The organism is Rhodopila sp. (assembly GCF_035548095.1).
Lineage (GTDB): Bacteria > Pseudomonadota > Alphaproteobacteria > Acetobacterales > Acetobacteraceae > Rhodopila.
Genome location: NZ_DASZUV010000020.1, coordinates 38,098 through 52,240, shown reverse-complemented (window position 1 = coordinate 52,240; position 14,143 = coordinate 38,098). Strand labels below are relative to the sequence as shown.

The 14,143-nt window shown below is 67.0% G+C and carries 10 protein-coding genes; 5 read left to right on the top strand and 5 right to left on the bottom strand.

The genetic code is table 11. The annotated features are described in order from the left end of the window. Positions 1–56 precede the first annotated feature (56 nt). Positions 57–1,001 carry a LysR family transcriptional regulator gene (locus tag VHC04_RS14780; RefSeq protein ID WP_325682565.1) on the top strand — a complete coding sequence of 315 codons (945 nt, stop codon included), beginning with the start codon at positions 57–59 and terminating at the stop codon, positions 999–1,001. Positions 1,002–1,213: 212 nt separating this feature from the next. Then, a complete protein-coding gene (locus VHC04_RS14775; RefSeq protein ID WP_325682563.1) occupies positions 1,214–2,086 on the top strand; it encodes a DUF72 domain-containing protein in 873 nt (290 codons plus the stop codon). 273 nt (positions 2,087–2,359) lie between these two features. On the opposite strand, the gene VHC04_RS14770 is transcribed toward VHC04_RS14775, so the two are convergent. Together VHC04_RS14770 and VHC04_RS14765 are read right to left on the bottom strand one after the other, a co-directional pair. Further along, positions 2,360–3,670, bottom strand: a complete 1,311-nt coding sequence (locus VHC04_RS14770; RefSeq protein WP_325682561.1) for an MFS transporter — start codon at positions 3,668–3,670, stop codon at positions 2,360–2,362. A 799-nt stretch (positions 3,671–4,469) separates the two neighbouring features. Then, positions 4,470–4,673, bottom strand: a complete 204-nt coding sequence (locus VHC04_RS14765) for a hypothetical protein (protein WP_325682559.1) — start codon at positions 4,671–4,673, stop codon at positions 4,470–4,472. Positions 4,674–4,882: 209 nt separating this feature from the next. On the opposite strand from VHC04_RS14765, the gene VHC04_RS14760 reads away from it, so the two are divergent. Beyond that, positions 4,883–5,266 (top strand): hypothetical protein, encoded by a 384-nt coding sequence (locus VHC04_RS14760; RefSeq protein WP_325682557.1) that lies wholly within the window; start codon positions 4,883–4,885, stop codon positions 5,264–5,266. 1,225 nt (positions 5,267–6,491) lie between these two features. On the opposite strand, the gene VHC04_RS14755 is transcribed toward VHC04_RS14760, so the two are convergent. The 3 genes from VHC04_RS14755 to VHC04_RS14745 all read right to left on the bottom strand — a co-directional run bounded on the left by VHC04_RS14755 (position 6,492) and on the right by VHC04_RS14745 (position 9,626). Beyond that, a complete protein-coding gene (locus tag VHC04_RS14755) occupies positions 6,492–7,172 on the bottom strand; it encodes a metallophosphoesterase (protein ID WP_325682555.1) in 681 nt (226 codons plus the stop codon). Positions 7,173–7,267: 95 nt separating this feature from the next. Then, complete coding sequence (locus VHC04_RS14750) at positions 7,268–8,731, bottom strand: cryptochrome/photolyase family protein (protein WP_325682553.1); 1,464 nt, start codon at positions 8,729–8,731, stop codon at positions 7,268–7,270. Positions 8,732–8,771: 40 nt separating this feature from the next. Beyond that, positions 8,772–9,626, bottom strand: coding sequence for a crotonase/enoyl-CoA hydratase family protein (locus VHC04_RS14745; RefSeq protein WP_325682551.1), 855 nt, complete (start codon positions 9,624–9,626; stop codon positions 8,772–8,774). 132 nt (positions 9,627–9,758) lie between these two features. Here VHC04_RS14745 and VHC04_RS14740 point away from each other — a divergent pair, with 132 nt between their 5' ends. Beyond that, positions 9,759–10,916 (top strand): efflux RND transporter periplasmic adaptor subunit, encoded by a 1,158-nt coding sequence (locus VHC04_RS14740; RefSeq protein ID WP_325682548.1) that lies wholly within the window; start codon positions 9,759–9,761, stop codon positions 10,914–10,916. Continuing rightward, complete coding sequence (locus VHC04_RS14735; RefSeq protein WP_325682546.1) at positions 10,913–14,068, top strand: efflux RND transporter permease subunit; 3,156 nt, start codon at positions 10,913–10,915, stop codon at positions 14,066–14,068. Before VHC04_RS14740 ends, VHC04_RS14735 begins: the two co-directional genes overlap by 4 nt. Positions 14,069–14,143 lie beyond the last annotated feature (75 nt).

Genomic DNA, 14,143 nt, shown 5'->3' with positions numbered 1-14,143 from the left:
GGCCATGACGAATTGGCGATTGCCATGAGGCGGCAACATCCCATCTTGCCCGAGCCATGGATCTGATCAGCAGCCTGCAGTCCTTCATCCGAGTCGTGGAGACCGGTTCCTTCTCGGCTGTGGCGCGGGAGAGTCATGTCAGCCAGTCCGCGGTCACCCGCCAGGTGGCGCAGCTGGAGGCGCATTTCGGTGTCCGGCTGCTGCATCGCACGACCCGGAAACTCAGCCTGACGGATGACGGTCAGGCGTTGCTGACGCGCGCCCGGCATCTGCTGGAGGAAGCAGCGGAGCTGGAGGAGACATTCGGCCGCCAGCGGGACAGCGTCAGCGGCCTGGTGCGGATGGGGGTGCCGGTGGCGACCGCCATGCTGATGACGCCGGACCTGACGGAGCTGCTGCAGCGCCATCCCGCCCTATCGGTGGAACTGGTCGTCAACGAGCGCATCGAGGATCTGGTGGCAGAGCGGCTGGACCTGGCCATCCGGCTGGGCCCCAGCGGCGGCGATACGTCGCTGGTGGCGCGCGCGCTGGCGACGCTGGGCGCATCGGCGGTGGCCGCCCCCGCCTATCTGGAGCGTTGCGGCGCGCCATCGCACCCCAGCGAACTGGCGCAGCATACCTGCATCCTGCTGGATAACGGGCCGGAGAGCGCGCATTGGCTGTTCAGCGGCCCGGAAGGGCATGTGGATGTCGAAGTGACGTCGTCGTTCCGCTCCAATAACACGCTGGCGGTGCGGCAGGCGGCGCTGGCAGGGTACGGCATCGCCCTGCTGGGGGATGCGCTGACCATCAACGACATTCGCAGCCAGCGCCTGTATCGCCTGATGCCGAACTTCGTCGCTCGGCAGCGGCAGGCCTATGTCGTCTATCCCTCGCGCCGCAACCTGCCGCAGCGCACGCGGGTGGTGATCGATTTCGTCGTGGAACGGTTCCGCGTGCTGGACAGCTGGCTGCAGGATGGCCGGATGTGGGGGGAGAGCGAATCGAGCTGGCTGGGCTGAGCGGCGTTACGGACACGCCACGGTCCACCCCTTCGGCCTTTCAAAGCCGGCATCGGAACTTTCCGTCCCGGCGGGACGTTTCGGAGGCTGCAAGGGCGCGTAGAACTGGCGGGCGCATCGCATTCGCCAAGGCTCGCCGCCGTGGCCGGAGGGAGGCAACGACGTGGACGTGCCCGTGCTTCATCGCCAATGCGTCCCTGATCGGACGTGACATGGTCAAGGCCGGGGACATCCGCATTGGCATATCCGGTTGGACCTATGCCCCTTGGCGCGGCGCCTTCTATCCGAAGGGGCTGCGGCAGAAGGATGAACTGCGCTACGCGGCGGAGCGGTTCCGCTCGATCGAGATCAACGGCACGTTCTATGGTCTGCAGAAACCGGCCTCCTTCGCGCGATGGGCTGACGAGACGCCGGAAGACTTCGTCTTTGCCGTGAAGGGACCACGTTTCATCACGCATGTCCGCCGGTTGCGCGATCCCACCGCGCCGCTGGCGAACTTTCTAGCCTCCGGCCTGCTGCGCCTGGGTCGCAAGCTGGGGCCGATCCTGTGGCAATTCCCGCCAGGCTTTCGATTTGACCCCGAGATCATGGACGCGTTTCTGGCGCTGCTGCCACGGGATACGGAGGCGGCCGCCGACAGGGCCCGCCAGCATGAAGCACGGATCAAGGAGAGCTGGACGAAAACCGACGCCGCCAGGCCCCTGCGCCATGCGATCGAGATCCGCGAGGAGAGTTTCCGCGATCCGGCCTTCGTCGACCTGCTGCGGAAACATGGTGCGGCGCTGGTCTGCGCCGATACCGTAAAATGGCCGCGGCTGATGGATCTGACAGCGGATTTTGTCTACTGCCGGCTGCACGGCTCGCGGGAACTCTATCGCAGCGGCTACGATGACGCGGCGCTGGACGGTTGGGCGGGCCGGGTTACGGCCTGGGCGAGGGGAAAGCCGATGCGGGACGGCGATTTCGCCGGCAAGCCGGACCGGCACCCCAAGCGCCGCGATGTCTTTCTGTATTTCGATAACACCGACAAGCTGCGGGCGCCGGACGACGCGGCTGCCTTGGTGCGCAAGCTGGGCGGCGGATGACCTCGGCCACGCGCGGTGTGGAGGAAGCCATCCCGTGACGGCGCCTGGTCACGGGCCGGTGCGGCGTGTTCCAGCCGAGGCCGCACCCAACGTCCACCAGGCAGATGTCTTGCGGAAAGGCTGGCAACAGCATTCAGCCCATAGCGGGTCGATCGGCCCTGCGTGCATTCGGCCCTGCGTCCATTCGGCCCTGCGCCCATTCGGCCCTGCGTCCGTCCGGAACAGCGGCCGGGACCTGTGCCCCGACCGCTGTCCTCAGGCCGTCGCGGCAGCTTACGGGTATTCTTCCCGCTCAAAGATCTCCAGTTCGGCGGTCATTTCCTTGCCCCTGGTCTCCGGCCCCAGATACACCGAGATGACGTAGATGATCAGGGACCCGACCGTGGCGTACAGCATCGGCCTGGCGAAGCCCATCCCCTGGTTGACCGCGAACCAGGTCAGCACCGGCGCAACGAACGCGCCCCACACGGCGCCCTGATGATACACGAAGCCGGCCGCGGTGGCCCGCACCTCGGTCGGGAAGCGCTCTGAAAGCCAGCCGGGATTGAGGGCATCCTTGCCGCTGACGAAGCAGAGCATCAGCATGAACCAGACCATGAACATGGTCGGATCGTTCGTCGTCAGATAGAGCGGCGCGATGAAGATGGCGATGAAGGTCGGGATCATCAGCGCCCATCGGCGCCCGACCTTTTCCGACACCGCCCCCCAGAAGCCACAGGCGGCGAAGCTCAGGATGTTGCCCCAGAAGACCGGGACGGCTACCTCGGCCGGGGTCCAGCCCAGCTCCTTTTGCAGATAGGTGCCGAGCATGGCCCACATCGAGTAGTAGACCCAGAAATTCGCGGCCATCCACAGGCAGCCCGTCAGGGTGTTGAACAGGTATTTGGGCCTGAATATCTCGAACAACGGCAGGGAAACCTGCTTCTGGCTCGTATCCTGGATCTTCTTGTTCTCGGCCCAGACCTCCGGCTCCTTCACGTACATCCGGACCCAGACGCAGGCCAGGGCAGGCAGCACGCCCAGGACCAACATGCCACGCCAGCCCCAGCCCGGATGCCAGGCTTCGAGCGGCGAGTAGAGAAGGCCATAAGCAGCCGCGGACAACGCGAAGCCCAGTCCCCAGGAGCCTTGAAGGATGCCGGACATGAAGCCGCGCGATCGGGCCGGCCATGACTCCATGGCCAGCGCCGCGCCAGCCGGCCATTCGGCGCCCATCCCGATACCCAGCAGTGCCCGGACCACGAACAGGAACATGAACGTGGGTGCAAGGCCGGCGAGAAGGTTGCAGATGGAATACCACAGGATGGAGATCATCAGCGGCGCGCGGCGTCCCAGCCGGTCCGCCAGCCAGCCGGACGCCGTGGCGCCCGTCAGGCGCATGATCAGCGTGATCGTGAAGATCGCCGTGACGTCGATGAGCGGCACATGGAAATACTGCGCGATCGGCGCCATGATCAGGAGAAAGACGGTGAAGTCGAACGCATCCAGCGTCCAGCCAAGCCAGGCCGCGATATAGGCATACCATTGGTCCTTGGTGGGTTCCCTCCACCAGGGCACGGCCGATCCTCGGGTTGTTGCCGACATGTTTTTAGCCTCCCATTATTTTTGTGCGCCCTTCTGGACGCTGTCGCCGGGCATAGCGAAACGGCTCCCAGAAACGGGGGAGCGTTGTCCCGACTCTGAAAGAATGCGGATTTATTGTTGATTAGTCCAGAAATTCGCTCTTGGCGGGGGCCGGCCGGAACGGGAGCCATCTGCGACCATGTCAGCCATCTGTACCGCGCATTCGCTCGGTTCAGACAAAAATCTGTTCTGAACTCCATTCCTTGCGGAAGTATATTCTCATGATTCGAAATCTTTGAGAAAATCCAGGATATTTCAAACGCCGACCGTCCGGTCACTGGCTCGCGGGGGCCGGGTACTCTTGCCATGACGGGTTTCCGGCGGTGCCGCCCCGACCGGGTCGAAAAGGCCGAATCCGCCTGCCAGCGTTCAACAGGCCGGCAAGCAGGCGCGGGCCGAGCCGATTCCGTTTCTGGTAGCGATCGAAATCAATTCGGAGAAACACGTCATCCGGCTTCATCTGCCGTATGGGCAGCGACCATCATTCGAACCCCGCATTCGAACCCCGTGCGGCAGGCCCGTTATCTGGGCGGCGTGCGCCAGGTCGAAGCAATCCGCGGGAAAATACCAGGTCGTTTCCCAAATCCACGAGGGGCTGGAACGGAGCCTGTCGCTCGACGGGCGCGATGTGGTCACAGCTGTTACTCAGGCGCCGAGCACTGCCGTCCATCATAGAGGGATATTGCAGGCACGTGCGCGCGCCTTCGCGCAAGCTGGCCGGGATGTAGCGCTCGTCCTCCGCCGGGTCCGGTCACCAGCCCTATGGCTTCACCTGCGGGACCGTGGCCGGTCGACGGCGAACAGGGGCTTTTATCGCCGGTGTCATGCGCAAGGAGGCCATCCGGGCGCCAATAACCAGACAGGCCATGATGCCTCGGCCAACCATGGCGGCGGTTTTTCCAAGACCAACGTTGATGTCGCTGAAATCATGAAGGTCCGGCGACAGTAAATTGGAGTCCTTCATAATACGTCCTCCCCGGTATTGAGCGGACAGGTACTGGAGTATAGGTCCGTCAGCCACGAAGTACTTCATACCGCCGCTGCCTATACCGGGCGGCGCGGCGGCTGCCTCATCCCGCGCCCCTCGACGCCGACCGGGTCGGGCCGCCTTCCGGCATCGCGGGAAGCCGTGACCTTCTGACTCGCGCAGCATCGCCGCAAGGTGATGGAGCAATGGCTGAACAGAAAGGCCGCGCGTGGCGTTGGGGCGTCGTCTGCGGACGTACGGTTCGCACACAGTTTCAAGAGGAACCCGATATGATGAAATCCCACAGGATGATTGTGCTGGCGTCTGCATTGGCCGTGCTGCCCGCGTCGGCGCTGTTTGCGCAAACGGGCGGATCGTCCACGGCCGACCAGTCCCGCCTCGGCCGACAGACAGGGGCACCCACCAACCCCTCTCCCAGCGGGATGACGCCGAGCCAGAACTCCCATGTTCCGGGCGCCACGGGGCAGACGGTGGTTCCGGGGTCGAATAGTACCGTGAGCGGCGACCGGGGCGCCACCGAACTGAACAAGACCGGTAGCATGCCGGGCGGTAGCGGCAGCGGCAAGTAACACCGCGCGGGCGGCATCAAGGCCGGTTGTTCCGCCGCCGCGTCCGTCATGGCGGCGCAGCCCGGCCAGCCACGCCTTTGCCGAAGAGGCACAGGTTGTGGATGAAATTCGCCGCCGGAAAGCCGCGGATGACGAGCGATGAGAAGCGGGGTGGCCGGCAAGATGCCGATGCCACCTCGCGATTTACGTCGCAGCGCTCCCGAAACAGCTTGGAGACCGCTGCCGGTGAGCGGCCCACCACCGGCCAAGGCGCGGCGCACGCGTCCGCTCGGCCGGCAGGGCCGATCATTGGCAGCTCACCCGGCATGGACGGGCGTTCCGCCAATATCGGTCAGGCTACCGGCCTGTCACGGGACTACGGACGATCACGGGCCTACGGGCAGGAATCCCAGAACCCAGCTGTCTGGCTCGGGTCGGTGTAGTACCAGCACAGGTTGGGCGCGGGCGGCGGCGGAGCAAACGCGCCTGCCGCGGCGGCGCCGAGGAAGCCCAGCGCGACGCCGGCCGCGATAGCACCGCCCGGTCCCCACCAATAGCCCGACGGCCGGCCCCACCCCCAGCCGCCCGGCGGCGGGGGCGGTGGCGCGAAGGCCGGCGGACGCGGCGGTGGGCGCCAGCCACCCGCCCACGGGCCGGGGCCCGGTGGAGGCGGACGCATCGCCGGCCCCGGTGGCGGCCGCATGGCGGGATGCGGCGGCGGCCGCATGCCGTAGCCTGGCTGGGGCCGCATGCCTTGCGGCGGCGGATGCCCGGGTGGAGGCCGCATCGCCGGCCCCTGTGGCGGCCGCCCACCCTGAGGCGCCGGCCGCGCGCCCGGTCCACCGGGATGTCCCGCCGGAGGAGGACGGCCACCGGGATGGCCCTCGGGCGGTCCCTGCTGGACCAGGATCAGCCCATTCATCGGGGCAGTCGCCAAAGGCGCAGCCGCCAAGGGACCGGCTGCCATGGTGGCCAGTGGCAAGGCGTTGGACGGCAACGATGCCAGCGACATCAGGGCAGCGGTGGCAACGGTTATTTTCGCGGTCATCATGTCTCCACGCAGGGCGGTCGTCTCATCGGATGTGGCGCCGATCCGTCCATAAGATAGTTCCGCGCTGGCTGCCCAGCCACCACCGATGTGGGACATCGGGTTCACGGTGATTGGAGGAGGCGACGCCCGCCCCTGCCGGCGCGGCGGGCCGGAGCGCCCATTCGTTCCATCGCCGTCCGTTCACTCGCGGTCCGTTCACTCCAGGTCGATCCAGGACAAGTGACCGCCCTTGCCGGCGCCGGTGTCCAGGAAGATGGCCTTGCCGCCCAGAATGCCGCGCCGCACGTACGGGCGCCCGTCCGAGCTGCGGCGATCATGGCCACAATAAACCGTGATCCCCGCCGGAATCCGGTCGACCCAGCGCAGGCTGCGCTCCGGATAGCCGTCCTGCTGGGTGCGGCCGGTGGGTTCCCCATACAGCGCTCGGGCCATCGGCCCGTGCGGCCGGGCCAGCCCATGGGGCGGGGCAGGGTGCTCCAACATCTCGGTATGGAACCCGCCATGCACGAACAGGTCGTCGCCGCGGCGGATCCAGCCCGGCGCCTGCGTGATCAGCTGCACCGCCCGTGCCTTCAGCGGCTCGTCCATCTGCGCGATCGTCGCCTGCACCACCGGTTCCGGCCGGACCGGCTCGCCGGCCAGCGTGCGGGCCAGCTTCAAGTCGTGGTTACCGAGGAGAAACAGCCCTCGCCCCTGTTCGACCCGGTCGAACATCATCCGCAGCGTCGCTCCGCTCTCTGGCCCGTGATCGGCGAGATCGCCGAGTTGCACGACGAACCGGTCGGTTGCCAGCGCATAGGCAAATGCGGTGGCATCGCCATGAACATCACCGACCACGCGCAGCCGGGCACCGGGAGGGATCGCGAAGCGAGTCATTGAACTGTCTGACAGATAGGGTGGCGCGCCGACCCTGCCCAGGGCAACAAAAACGGCGCTCCTCCAAACCGGGCGGCACAACCATCAAGGCAGGTTCAGCGACCGCCGGACGGCCGGAGCAGAAAGTCGGTCAGCCCCGCTTCCCTTACCATTGCATAGGCATCCAGCGCGCGGGCGCGCCCGCTCGCCAGATCGACGATCGGACGGGGATACGACGTGCCCAGCACCACCCCCGCCTGGACCAGCGCCGCTGCCGGTGCCTGCCACGGCGCATGGATATGCGCGGCATCCAATTCGGCCAGAGCTGGCACGAACCGGCGGATATAGGTGCCATCGGGATCGAATGTCCGGCTCTGCAGCACGGGGTTGAAGACACGGAAATAAGGCGCGGCGTCGGCGCCGCAGCCGGCGACCCACTGCCAGCTCGCCGCGTTGTTCGCCAGGTCGGCATCCACCAGCGTGTCCCAGAACCATGCCTCGCCCGCCTGCCAGGGGATCAGCAGGTGCTTCACCAGCAGGCTGGCGACGATCATGCGCACGCGATTGTGCATCCATCCCGTCTGCCAGAGTTGCTGCATCCCGGCATCGACGATCGGGATTCCGGTCTCGCCGTTCTGCCACGCGCGCAGCTGGGCGCGGTCGTCGCGCCAGGGCATGGCGGCGAAGCCGGGCCGCAGCGGTGCCTCCGGCATGGTCGGATGGTGCCAAAGCAGGTGCAGGGAGAATTCCCGCCATAGCAGCTCGCGGATGAAGGCCTCGCCGCCCTTGCCGGGCGCGGCGGCCTGGACCGCATGCCATACCCGCGCCGCCGAAACCTCGCCGAAATGCAGATGCGGCGACAAGCGGGAGGTCGCCTCCAGGTCCGGCCGGTCGCGGCAATCCGCATAGGCGGCGAGGGACTCCGCCAGAAAGTCCCGCAGCCGCCGCCGCGCGCCGGCCTCGCCGGGGGTCCAGGTGGCACGCAGGCCGCCTGCCCAGTCCGGCTTCCGCGGCCGCAGGTCCCAGTCCGCCAGCCGATCGGATCGCGGCAGTGTGACCCGCGGCAATGCCGCGGGGGCGGGCAGCGGGGCGCGCGGGCCGCCCAGCGCGAGGCAGGCCTTGGCGAAGGGCGTGTAGACCTGGAACGGGCCGCCGGTGCGGGTCTGCACCTGCTCCGGCCCGAACAGCGTCATGGTCCGCATGCGGTGCAGCGCCACGCCTCGCCGTCGCATCGCATCGGCGACCGTTCGGTCCAGCCGCCTTGCCCAGGGTTCCGCGGACCCGCCGGTGTAGATGTCGGTGGCGCCGGTTGTTTCAGTCAGCTCCGCCAGGATGGCGGGGCTGTCACCCCGCCGCAGGACCAGCCCGCCGCCCGATTGCCGCAACGCAGTGTGCAGCGCGGCCAGGGAATGATGCAGCCACCAGCGCGAGGCCGCGCCCGGCGCCCAGGCGCCGGCGGCTGCCGCGTCCAGGATGAATACCGGCACCACCGCTCGCCCGCCCGCCAGCGCCGCATGCAGGGCGGCCTGGTCGGCCAGGCGCAGATCGTTGCGGAACCATAGGATGGCGGGCGCGCTCATCCGGTAAGGATGGCATGGACCACCGGCGCGCGGTCCAGCCTCAGTCCGGGTCCGGCCCCTTCACGCGTGCGTAGCCTGAGCCGAAAGCCGCGTCGCGCTGCTGAAAAGCGTATTTCACCCCGTGCTCTCGCATCGTCTGCCTGAAGGCCACCGCCTTCGGCGCCAGATGGCCGCGCGCGTCGATCTCGGCGCCGATCCGCATCGCCGTGCGCGCGCCCATCAGCTCCAGCCCCAGATTGACGATCCGCTTGTTCGCCGACAGCAGGTGCGGATCGACCAGCCCCATGCGATCGGCCAGGCGCATCACCTCCCGCTCCAGTTCCGCCGCCGGATACGATTTCATCGCCAGTCCGATCTCCACCGCATCGGTCCCGGTCAGGCTGTCACCGGTCAGCAGCAGGCGCTTCGCCCATTGCGGCCCGCAATGATACAGCCACATCGACCCTGGCGGCGTTCCCAGGTCCCGGGTCGGCGGGAAGCCGATCCGCGCATCGTCGGCGACGACCACCATGTCGCAGAACCAGGCCAGTTCGGTGCCGATGCCGATGCAGGTCCCGTGCACCTGGGCGATCACCGGCTTGTGCATGTCGAAGATCTGGATCCGCATGCGCTGGCCTTGTTCGAGCCGCCAGACATCGTCATCGATCTCGACCCGTCCGCGGTATTCCGGCCCGCGTCCCGAGGAGAATTCGTTCAGGTCCGCCCCGGCGCAGAAATGCGGACCGGCGCCGCGCAGCACCACGCAATGCACCGCGTTATGCTCGTCGGCCTCCAGCAGCGCCTCGTGCAGCTCCCGCAGCAGCTTCCCGCTGAGCGCGTTGCGTCGCTCCGGCCGGTTCAGCGTGATGATCGCCGTGGTACGCACGACCTCGTATGCGATCTGTTCGTAGGGCATCCGTTTCCTCCTTGTCCGCCGGCCAGCTTCCCATGCCGGCGGCGAAGATCAACCCGCGATCGGGACCTGGCTTCCGTGGTGCTGTCCGGGTCGCTATGGTCCGTCGGCCGAGCGGCCGGGAAAAGGGGAGACATGCGCCGATTCGTCGTCATCGTTCTGACGCTCGTCGCCCTGGCGGGATGCAAGAAGCAGAACAGTTTCATCCAGCCACCGCCGCCCAAGGTGACGGTGGCGGTGCCGATCGCGAAGCGCATCAACCGCTACCTGGAGGAAACCGGCAACGCCGCCGCCTACAACACCGTCGATCTGGTGGCACGCGTGCAGGGCACGCTGCAGGAGATCGCCTATACCGACGGTGCCGCGGTCAAGAAGGGCGATCTGCTGTTCGTGATCGAGCCCTTGCCGTTCCAGACCAAGCTGCAGCAGGCGCAGGCGGCGGAGGCGGGAGCGCAGGCGCAACTGGTCAATGCCAGGATCAACTTCGACCGCCAGATGTCGTTGCAGAAAAATAACGTAGCGTCGGTGCAGAACCTGGACGATGCCAGGGCCGCGCGCGATGCCGCCCAGGCCGCGCTGGACCAGGCGCGGGCCAACACGCAACTGGCCGCGATCACCTATTCCTACACCCATGTCACCGCGCCGTTCGACGGCCTGGTCTCGGCCCATCTGGTGTCCGTGGGCGAACTGGTCGGCACCTCGCCCACGCATCTGGCGACCATCGTGCAGGCGCGGCCGATCTATGTGAATTTCAGCCTGAGCGAACAGGAAGTCGAGCGGGTCCGGGCGGAAATGCGCCGGCGCGGCCTCACTCGCGCGGACCTGGAGAAGGTGCCGCTGGAGGTCGGGCTGCAGTCGGAGAACGGCTTCCCGCATGTCGGCCACCTGGATTACGCGGCGCCGGTGATCAACGCCGCGACCGGCACGCTGGCGGTGCGCGGCGTGCTGGAAAACCAGGATTACGCGCTGCTGCCCGGCAATTTCGTGCGGGTCCGTGTGCCGATCCAGCAGGATGTCGACGCACTGCTGGTGCCGGCGACCGCGCTGGGCAGCGACCAGGGCGGTGCCTATGTGCTGGTCGTCGGGCCGGATGACGTCGTGCAGCAGCGCCCGGTGACGCTGGGCCCGCAGGAGGGCTCGTTGCGGGTCGTCGAGACCGGCCTGTCGGCGACGGACCGCGTGGTGGTGGACGGGTTGCAGCGGGCCGTGCCCGGCCAGAAGGTGGCGCCCGAGGGTCCCGCGCCCCGGCCCGCTGCCGCTCAATCAGGCGCTGCCGGGCCGGCGGCGCAATGATCGCGACATTCTTCATCGAGCGGCCGGTGCTGGCGAATGTGCTGGCGATCCTGTTCGTGCTGATCGGCGGTGTCGCGCTGCTGAAGCTGCCGGTGGCGCTGTATCCGGACGTGGTGCCGCCCACCGTGCAGGTCACCACCCGCTATCCCGGCGCCAGTGCCCGCGACACGATGAACGCCGTGGCGCTGCCGATCGAGCAGCAGGTCAACGGCGTGCCCGGCATGTTGTATATGCAGTCCTACAGCACCTCGGACGGCACGTACTCCCTGATCGTCACCTTCGCCATCGGCACCGACCTGAATTTCGCGCAGGTGCTGGTGCAGAACCGTGTCGCCATCGCGCTGGCGCAGCTGCCCGCTTCCGTGCAGCAGCAGGGCGTGACGGTGCAGCAGAAATCCACCAACATCCTGGGCATCATTACGCTGTCTTCGCCCGACAGGAAATATGACAGCCTGTTCCTGAGCAATTATGCCGCGATCAACCTACAGCAGGAGCTGGCGCGCGTTCCCGGCGTCGGCAATGTCGGCGTGTTCGGCGCCGGCCAATATGCGATGCGTGTCTGGCTGGATCCGGCCTTGATGCAGGCACGCGGCCTGACCACCCAGGATGTCGTTGCTGCTTTGCAACAGCAAAGCGTGCAGGTGTCCAGCGGCCAGATCGGCGCGCCGCCGGCGCCGGCGACGCAGGCGTTCCAGTTGACCTTGCTGGTCACCGGCCGGCTGGAAACGCCGGAGCAGTTCGGCGCCATCATCGTCAAGACCGGCGCGGACGGCGCCATCACCCGCATCCGCGACATCGGCCATGTGGAGCTGGGGGCGCAGAGCTACGCGCAGCAATTCACCCTGAATGGCCAACCCTCGGCCGGCATCGCCGTCTATCAGCTGCCGGGCGCCAACGCGCTGGCCGTCGAGCAGGCGGTGTCGCAACGGATGCGGGAGCTGGCATCCGGCTTCCCGCCCGGCGTCGTCTATTCGATGCCGTTCGACACCACGGAATTCGTCAACGCCTCGATCAAGGAAGTCTATCGCACCCTGATCGAGGGCGGCGTGCTGGTGCTGATCGTGATCCTGGTGTTTCTGCAGGATATTCGGGCGACATTGGTGCCGGCGACGACGGTGCCGGTGACGATCATCGGCGCCTTCGCGGCGATGGCGGCGCTGGGCTTCACCATCAACCTGTCCACGTTGTTCGCGATCGTGCTGGCGATCGGCATCGTCGTCGATGACGCCATCGTGGTGGTGGAGGGCGCGGCGCAATATATCGAACGCGGCATGAGCGGACATGACGCCGCGGTGAAGGCGATGAACGACCTGTTCGGGCCGATCATCGGCATCACCCTGGTATTGATGTCGGTGTTCATCCCGGCTGCCTTCCTGCCCGGCCTGACCGGGCGGCTCTACGCCCAGTTCGCCCTGGTGATCGCCGCCACCGCATTGATCAGCGCGATCAACGCCGCGACGCTGAAGCCGACGCAATGCGCGCTATGGCTGCGGCCGCACAATCCCGATGACCGGCCAAATTTTTTCTACCGTGGTTTCAACCGTGTCTATGGCGGGGTGGAACGCTGGTATGTCCGCCTGATCGGCCGCATGGTCCGCCGCGCCACGGTCATGAGCGTGCTGGCATTGCTGCTGATGGGGCTGTGCGTCGCCGGGCTCGCCCGTCTGTCCACCGGTTTTCTGCCGCTGGAGGATCAGGGCTACATGATCATCGCCGTGCAGCTGCCGGATGCCGCGACGCTGGGCCGCACCCAGGCGGTGATCGATGCCATTCAGCGCCGCGTGTCCAAGGTGCCGGGCGTGGCCAATGTGGTCGGCATCGCCGGAATCTCCGTCATGGACAACAGCGCCAGCCTGTCCAACGCAGGTACGTTGTATGTTACGCTGAAGGACTGGAGCCAGCGCAAGACCGCGTCCGAGGGCCTGCAGGGCATGTACCTGGCGGTCAGCGACGCGGTGGCGCCGATCCAGGCGGCCAACGCCTTCGTGATCGTTCCGCCGGCGATCCAGGGTATCGGCAATGCCGGCGGCTTCACCATGCAGGTCGAGCTGCGGGACGGCAGCGCCGATTTCACCAAGCTGCAGGCACTGACCCGGACCATCGTCGATCATGCGCTGCACCAGGCCGAAATCACGCGTGCCGCCTCGGCCTTTCGCGCGAACGTGCCGCAGATGTACGTCGACGTGGACCGCGCGAAGGCCGAAAGGCTGGGCGTCACCGTCGCGCAGGTGTTCCAGACGCTGTCGACCTATGTCGGCTCCAGCTTCGTTGGCCAGATCAATCGGTTCGGGCTGACCTTCCAGGTCTATGCCCAGGCCGATCCGGACGCTCGGCTGACGCCGGCGGCGATCGAGCGGCTGCCGGTGCGGGCGGCGGACGGGACCATGGTGCCGCTGGGCACGATCGTCAGCCTGCGGCCGGTCACCGGACCGGCGCTGATCCAGCTGTACAACCTGTATCCGTCGGCAACGATCATCGGCTCGCAGGCACAAGGCTTCAGCTCCGGCCAGGCGCTGAGCCTGATGGAGGAGATTGCCGCCCGCGACCTGCCGCGCGGCACCGGCTTCGACTGGACCGCGATGTCGTATCAGGAGAAAGCGGTCGGCCACCAGATCTATTACGTATTCGGCCTGGCGATCCTGCTGGTCTACCTGGTGCTGGCCGGCCAGTATGAAAGCTGGTTCGCGCCGCTATCGGTGATCCTGGCCGTGCCGCTGGCGCTAGCCGGGCCGGTACTGACCCTGATGGCCCTGGGGGTGGACAACAACCTGTATACGCAGATCGGCCTGATGCTGCTGATCGCGCTGGGCGCGAAGAACGCGATCCTGATCGTCGAGGTGGCGCGGGAGCGCCGGCACCATGGCCAGGACATCCTGGCCGCCGCGATCGATGCCGCCAAGGTCCGGTTTCGTCCGATCCTGATGACGTCCTTCGCCTTCATCCTGGGCGTGGTGCCGCTGGTGCTGGCCACCGGCGCCGGCGCCAATGCGCGCAAGTCGCTGGGCATTACGGTGTCGACCGGAATGCTGGCCTCCACCTGCCTGGCGGTGGTGTTCGTGCCGTGCTTCTTCGTGATGATCCAGCGCATCGAGGAATGGCGGATCAGCCGGAAGAAGAAGCCCCTGGCGGCCGGTCAGGGAGCCGGGCCCTGACCGGCTTCGCGCCGGCATGATACATACCGGAACGCAACGGTCCCACGCAGTCCTTCCATGCAGGCAGGCGGTGGA

Bases quoted from the DNA above. Each gene is read 5' to 3' on its own strand.
- VHC04_RS14780 (WP_325682565.1), top strand. From the start codon at position 57: ATGGATCTGATCAGCAGCCTGCAGTCCTTCATCCGAGTCGTGGAGACC.
- VHC04_RS14760 (WP_325682557.1), top strand. From the start codon at position 4,883: ATGGCTGAACAGAAAGGCCGCGCGTGGCGTTGGGGCGTCGTCTGCGGA.
- VHC04_RS14770 (WP_325682561.1), bottom strand. From the start codon at position 3,670: ATGTCGGCAACAACCCGAGGATCGGCCGTGCCCTGGTGGAGGGAACCC.
- VHC04_RS14775 (WP_325682563.1), top strand. From the start codon at position 1,214: ATGGTCAAGGCCGGGGACATCCGCATTGGCATATCCGGTTGGACCTAT.
- VHC04_RS14740 (WP_325682548.1), top strand. From the start codon at position 9,759: ATGCGCCGATTCGTCGTCATCGTTCTGACGCTCGTCGCCCTGGCGGGA.
- VHC04_RS14750 (WP_325682553.1), bottom strand. From the start codon at position 8,731: ATGAGCGCGCCCGCCATCCTATGGTTCCGCAACGATCTGCGCCTGGCC.
- VHC04_RS14765 (WP_325682559.1), bottom strand. From the start codon at position 4,673: ATGAAGGACTCCAATTTACTGTCGCCGGACCTTCATGATTTCAGCGAC.
- VHC04_RS14735 (WP_325682546.1), top strand. From the start codon at position 10,913: ATGATCGCGACATTCTTCATCGAGCGGCCGGTGCTGGCGAATGTGCTG.
- VHC04_RS14745 (WP_325682551.1), bottom strand. From the start codon at position 9,626: ATGCCCTACGAACAGATCGCATACGAGGTCGTGCGTACCACGGCGATC.
- VHC04_RS14755 (WP_325682555.1), bottom strand. From the start codon at position 7,172: ATGACTCGCTTCGCGATCCCTCCCGGTGCCCGGCTGCGCGTGGTCGGT.